Origin of the sequence: Xanthomonas cissicola (assembly GCF_008801575.1) — a bacterium.
Lineage (GTDB): Bacteria > Pseudomonadota > Gammaproteobacteria > Xanthomonadales > Xanthomonadaceae > Xanthomonas > Xanthomonas cissicola.
On the sequence record NZ_VZPL01000039.1, the window covers coordinates 37,355 to 43,354 of the forward strand.

The 6,000-nt window shown below is 67.9% G+C and carries 4 protein-coding genes and 1 pseudogene; all 5 read left to right on the forward strand.

Features of this window, described 5'->3' with window-relative positions; genetic code table 11:
- The first annotated feature begins 79 nt into the window (after nt 1-79).
- Entirely contained in the window at nt 80-610 is a 531-nt protein-coding gene (locus F7R02_RS15970; RefSeq protein WP_078589786.1) for a 3-hydroxyanthranilate 3,4-dioxygenase, read from the forward strand.
- A 12-nt stretch (nt 611-622) separates the two neighbouring features.
- Entirely contained in the window at nt 623-2,803 is a 2,181-nt protein-coding gene (locus F7R02_RS15975) for an FUSC family protein (RefSeq protein WP_039417635.1), read from the forward strand.
- Nucleotides 2,804-2,836: 33 nt separating this feature from the next.
- Entirely contained in the window at nt 2,837-4,108 is a 1,272-nt protein-coding gene (kynU, locus tag F7R02_RS15980; RefSeq protein ID WP_011347013.1) for a kynureninase, read from the forward strand.
- Between the two features lie 171 nt (nt 4,109-4,279).
- Nucleotides 4,280-5,647: an FAD-dependent oxidoreductase gene (locus F7R02_RS15985; RefSeq protein WP_078589785.1), complete on the forward strand. Its 1,368-nt coding sequence runs from the start codon at nt 4,280-4,282 to the stop codon at nt 5,645-5,647.
- Between the two features lie 263 nt (nt 5,648-5,910).
- A pseudogene (locus F7R02_RS15990) lies at nt 5,911-6,000 on the forward strand (IS5/IS1182 family transposase); the annotation flags it as partial.

Consider the following 6,000-nt stretch of genomic DNA (forward strand, 5'->3'; position numbering starts at 1 on the left):
CGCACACGTGGCCGGCCGCAGCGTCCATCGCACATCGGCGGCCGACTGAGCCGGATATCTTCTTTGCCGAGAAACGTCGATGCTGACCCCGCCAATCAACCTGCACGCCTGGATCGAGGAACACCGCCACCTGCTCAAACCGCCGGTGGGCAACAAGTGCATCCAGCAGGATGGCTTCATCATCATGGTTGTCGGGGGACCGAACGCGCGCACCGACTATCACTACGACGAAGGCCCGGAGTGGTTCTTCCAGCTCGAGGGCGAAATGGTGTTGAAGGTGCAGGACGAGGGCGTGGCGCGCGACATCCCGATCCGTGCCGGCGAAGTCTTTCTGCTGCCACCCAAGGTACCGCATTCGCCGCAACGCGCGGACGGCTCGATCGGCCTGGTGATCGAACGCGAGCGCCTGCCCACCGAGCAGGACGGCCTGCAATGGTATTGCCCGCAGTGCAATCACAAGTTGTATGAAGCGATGTTTCCGCTGAAGAACATCGAAACCGACTTCCCGCCGGTGTTCGATCGCTTCTACCGTTCGCTGGCGCTGCGCACCTGTTCGCAGTGCGGGCATCTGCATCCTGCGCCCGAGCGCTATGCCACGGTCGAGGACTGACAGCGCGATGGCATGCGGCTGCGCGCAGCAGGTTTGCCGCTCGCATGCTCTGAAACCGGCACCATGCTGCGCGCACTGATCGACCTCAAACCGCGCGACGTGCCCCTGCGCGTCGCGCTGCGCAACACCGTTGCAGTCGTCCTGCCGCTGGCGATCGGCGTGGCGACCGGGCAGGTTGCCGCCGGCCTGGCGGTGTGCAGCGGCGCGCTCAATACCATGTTTTCCGACCAGCCCGGGCCGTATCGCGCGCGTCTGCAACGCATGTTGATGGCAGCCCTGGCGGCCGGCTTGGCTGCCTTGCTCGGCATCTGGGTCGGCCACAATACGCCGGCGCTGGTGCTGGCCGGCCTGTTGCTCGGCCTGGGCGGCGGCTTGCTGGTGGCGCTCGGACCGGTGGCCGCGCGGGTGGGCCTGACCAGCATGATCCTGCTGGTGGTCAGCGCAGACATGCGGCTGCCGGTGCAGCAGGCACCCGGTGTGGCGGCGCTGATCTTCGCTGGCGGACTGCTGCAGGTGGTGCTGGCGTTGGCGGCGTGGCCGCTGCAGCGTTATCGCCCGGAACGCTTTGCATTGGCAGACCTGATGCGCCAGCTGGCCGGCATCGCGCGGCAGCGCCCGGACGCCAGTGCGGCGCCGCCGGCGACGCAGGAAGTACTCGACGCGATGGTGATGCTGCACGGCGAGCATCGCTCGCGCGCGATCGCGGTGCAGAGCTTTCGCATCATCGCCGAGCTGTGCGATCGGGTGCGGCTGGAGCTGCTGTCGTTGGCCGATGCCGAGACGCGCCTGACCGACTCGCAGGCGCGACCGGCGATCGAACGCGTGCTCGAACGCAGCGCCATCGTGCTGGAACAGCTCGCGCACGCGATGACCATGGGTGAAGACCCGCAGGCCGCCAATGCCTCGATGACCGGGTTCGACGATCTGGTCGGTGCATTGGCACAGTTTCAGCACGACAACGCCGACACGCGCGAACGCCGCCTGGTGCGTGTCGCCGTCGCGCGCGCGCAAGGCCTGGGCGGCCAGCTGCGCGCGCTGATCCGCAACGCGCACTGGGCCAGCAGCCGTGGCGAAATCCAGGCGCAACTGGCCGAAGCGCGGCTGCCGTCGGCGTTGCGCCCGGCCGCGACCTGGGCCACGTTGCGCGCGAATCTGGACCTGTCGTCGGTCGCCTTCCGGCACGCGTTGCGTTGCGGCGTGTGCCTGGCGCTGGCCATCGCCTTCCAGCGCTGGCAGCAGATTCCGCACGGCTTCTGGATTCCGATGACCACCGCCATCGTGCTCAAACCGGATTTCGGCGGCACCTTCAGCTTTGGCGCGTTGCGCGTGGCCGGCACCTTCGTCGGACTATTGCTTGCCACCTTGCTCGCGCACCTGGCCATGGACGGCGCCAGCGTCCGCATGGCCCTGCTGGCGCTGTTTTGCCTCGGGTTTCGCTTGCTGACACAGGTGAACTACGGCATCGGCGTGGCGTTTTTGACCGGCATGCTGGTGCTGCTGCTGTCCTTCGAAGGCGTTGCACCGGGCGAAGCGGTCGGCGCGCGCCTGCAGGCGACAGTGGCCGGCAGCGCGCTGGCGCTGGTCGCCTATGCGTTGTGGCCCACGCGCGAACGCCGGCAGATTCGCGCCTCGCTGGCGCACTTGCTCAGCGCATATCGCGACCATCTCCGCCATGTGCTGCTCGGCCAGATGGAGGGTCTGAGCGATACGCGTGCCGCCGCGCGTGTTGCCCGCACCAATGCGCAGGCCTCGATCGAGCGTCTTCGCGGCGAACCGCGCAGCCGCCGCAACCTGCAGGAGCTCAAGCTGGCCGAATCGCTGCTGGCCAATGGCAACCGGCTGATCCGCGCCAGCTTGTTGCTGGAAGCGGCGCTGCGCGATGGCCATCCGTTGCCCACGCTGGACGCGCTGCCCATCTTCGCGCGGCAGGCCGATGAGGCGCTGTCCGCGGTGATCGACTGCCTGCGCACTGGCGGTATTCCTGCCGCGACCACCTTGCGCAACGCCGAGCGCCAGCTTTCCGATGCGCTGGCCGCATTGCCCGACAGTTCCCCAACCACCGCCGCGCTGGCCGACACCATCGACCGCGTCACCGACAGCATCGGCACGCTCACCCACCTGCTGCGCCCTGCCCGACCGGCCTCGGCCGATGCGCCGGCCGTGCATGACGGCGTGCACGATGCGGGCAGGTAAACTGCCGCCCTGATCCGTGTTGCGAGCCCGACGATGACCGACCTGCTGTCCCGCGCCCATGCTGTCGCCCTGGATGCCGCCGACCCGCTGCGCGGCCTGCGCGATGCCTTCGTGTTCCCGCAGCACGGCGATGACGATCAGACCTATTTCGTCGGCAATTCGCTCGGCCTGCAGCCGCGTGCGGCACGTGCGATGGTGGACGAGGTGCTCGACCGGTGGGGCGCGCTGGCGGTGGAAGGTCACTTCACCGGCCCGACCCAATGGCTGACCTACCACCAACTCGTGCGCGACGGGCTGGCGCGCGTGGTCGGCGCGCAACCCGGCGAAGTGGTGGCGATGAACACCCTCAGCGTCAATCTGCATCTGATGATGGCCAGCTTCTACCGCCCCACTGCCGAGCGCGGCGCGATCCTGATCGAGGCAGGCGCATTTCCATCCGACCGCCACGCGGTGGAATCGCAGCTGCGCCTGCACGGGTTGGACCCGGCCACGCATCTGATCGAAGTGGACGCCGACGAACCCAACGGCACCGTCTCGATGACGGCCATTGCCGAAGCCATCGCGCAGCATGGCCCGCGCCTGGCCTTGGTGCTGTGGCCGGGCATCCAGTACCGCACCGGGCAGGCCTTCGACCTGGCCGAGATCGTGCGGCTGGCGCGCGCGCAGGGCGCGGCGGTGGGTTTCGATCTGGCGCACGCGGTGGGCAATCTCCCGCTGACCCTGCACGACGACGGCGTGGATTTCGCGGTGTGGTGCCACTACAAATATCTCAACGCCGGCCCCGGCGCGGTGGGCGGTTGCTTCGTGCACGCGCGGCATGCAAATAGCGACCTGCCGCGCATGGCCGGCTGGTGGGGACATGAGCAGCAGACCCGCTTCCGCATGGACCCGCAGTTCGTGCCCTCGCCCGGCGCCGAAGGCTGGCAGCTGAGCAATCCGCCGGTGCTGGCGCTGGCACCGCTGCGCGCGTCGCTGGCGTTGTTCGACCAGGCCGGCATGGCTGCGTTGCGCGCCAAATCCGAACAGCTCACCGGGCATCTGGAGCAATTGATCCACGCGCGGGTGCCGCAGGCACTACAGATCGTCACCCCGGCCGAACCTGCACGACGCGGCTGCCAGCTGTCGCTGCGGGTGGCCGGCGGACGCGCACGGGGCCGCGCGCTGTTCGAGCATCTGCACGCGGCCGGCGTGCTCGGCGACTGGCGCGAACCGGACGTGATCCGTATTGCGCCGGTGCCGCTGTACAACCGCTTCAGCGATCTGCATACCTTCGTCGAGCAGGTGGAAGCCTGGGCGGCTGCTTGAGCGCGGCAGTCTGACTGCAGTGCCACCAAAGCACTTGTACGGCACGCGGAATCGCCGCGCGCCCACGTACACTCCCAGCCCGCCCGGCGTTGCTGCCGGGGCCACCGTCGTTGCCAGTCGCTGTCTTCCCCTTTTCGCCGGCGCTGCGTCCGGCTGCTGCCGGACATTGCATTGAGCCCAGTTTCTCCGCGTTCCCTGACCCTGATCGGCGCCGGTCTGGCCGGTTGCCTGCTGGCCATCCTGCTGTCGCGTCGCGGCTGGCAGGTCACCGTGTACGAACGGCGTGGCGACCCGCGCATCAAGGGCTACGAGTCCGGCCGCTCGATCAATCTGGCGCTGGCCGAACGCGGCCGGCATGCGCTGCGCCAGGCCGGCGCCGAAGATGCGGTGATGGCCAAGGCGGTGATGATGCGTGGGCGCATGGTGCACCCCTTGGTCGGGCAACCGCAGCTGCAACGCTACGGGCGCGACGACAGCGAGGTGATCTGGTCGATCCACCGCGCCGCGCTGAATGTCGCCCTGCTCGACCTGGCCGAACAGGCCGGCGCGCGCGTGCATTTCTACCGCCGCCTGCATACCGTGGACTTCGACGCCGGCTATGCGCGCTTCATCGACGACCGCGACGACCAGCCGCACGAGATCCACTTTCAGAGCTTGATCGGCAGCGATGGCGCCGGCTCGGCCTTGCGCGCGGCGATGCAGCGCAAATCGCCACTGGGCGAACGCACCGAATTCCTCGATCACTCGTACAAGGAGCTGGAAATTCCGCCGCAGCCGGGCGGCGGATTCCGGATCGAAGGCAACGCGCTGCATCTCTGGCCGCGCGGGCGCTACATGTGCATTGCGCTGCCAAACGATGGCGGTACGTTCACCGTCACCCTGTTCTTGCCCAACGCCGGCGAGCCGAGCTTTGCCACCACGCGCACCGGCGATGAAGCATTGGCCTTGTTCGCACGCGATTTCCCGGACGCATTGCCGCTGATTCCGCAGCTCAGGGAGCATTGGGAAGAGCATCCGCCCGGACTGCTCGGCACGCTGACCCTGGATCGCTGGCATCTGGATGGCCGCGCATTGCTGATCGGCGACGCCGCCCATGCGATGGTGCCATTCCACGGGCAGGGCATGAATTGCGCATTCGAAGATTGCGTGGCGTTGGCAGATCAGCTGGACGCGCACGACGACCTCGCCAGCGCGTTCGCGGCCTTCGAGGCTGCGCGTCGCGACGATGCGGCCGCCATCCAACAGATGGCGCTGGAGAACTACCTGGAAATGCGCGACCGCGTCGACGACCCCGACTTCCTGCTGCAGCGCGAGCTCGAACAGCAGTTGCAGGCGCGCTGGCCCACCCGCTTCGTGCCGCACTACACCATGGTGACGTTCCTGCGCACGCGCTACTCGATTGCGCTGGCGCGCAGCGAGATCCAGCGCGAGATCCTGGTGCAGGCCACGCGCGGGCACAGCGATCTGTCGCGCATCGACTGGTCCGCCTTGGAAGCGGTTGTGCACGCACGCCTGGAGCCGCTGGACGGCGCGCACTGACGTCTGCGGAGGACGCGGAGGACGGCATTGATGCTTGCAGCGGCGACGGTGACGAGCCGGCTTGCGATTGGCGTGGGGGAAGGATGTCTCTTCGGTGCGGTGCTGCAGCTGCCAGCACCTGCAAGCACCCCATGTGTAGTGGCTAGCGCCTGACAAAGCCGCACCCGGCCCGCTACGCGAGCGCTTCGCCCGTGGACGTGGCTCACCTCCCGCACGGCCACGCCTTAGAACCTGTTCACGATCTTCGCTGATCAGTGCAGACTATGCGGATGCGCCAAAAGACCTATCCGAGCGACATGAGCCGGGAGCAGTTCGCACACGTGCTGCCGATCCTGGAACAAGCGCGCAAGCGC

What these genes read in the sequence shown, in the direction of transcription:
- F7R02_RS15970 (WP_078589786.1), top strand. Translation starts at nt 80, where the DNA reads ATGCTGACCCCGCCAATCAACCTGCACGCCTGGATCGAGGAACACCGC.
- F7R02_RS15975 (WP_039417635.1), top strand. Translation starts at nt 623, where the DNA reads ATGCGGCTGCGCGCAGCAGGTTTGCCGCTCGCATGCTCTGAAACCGGC.
- kynU (WP_011347013.1), top strand. Translation starts at nt 2,837, where the DNA reads ATGACCGACCTGCTGTCCCGCGCCCATGCTGTCGCCCTGGATGCCGCC.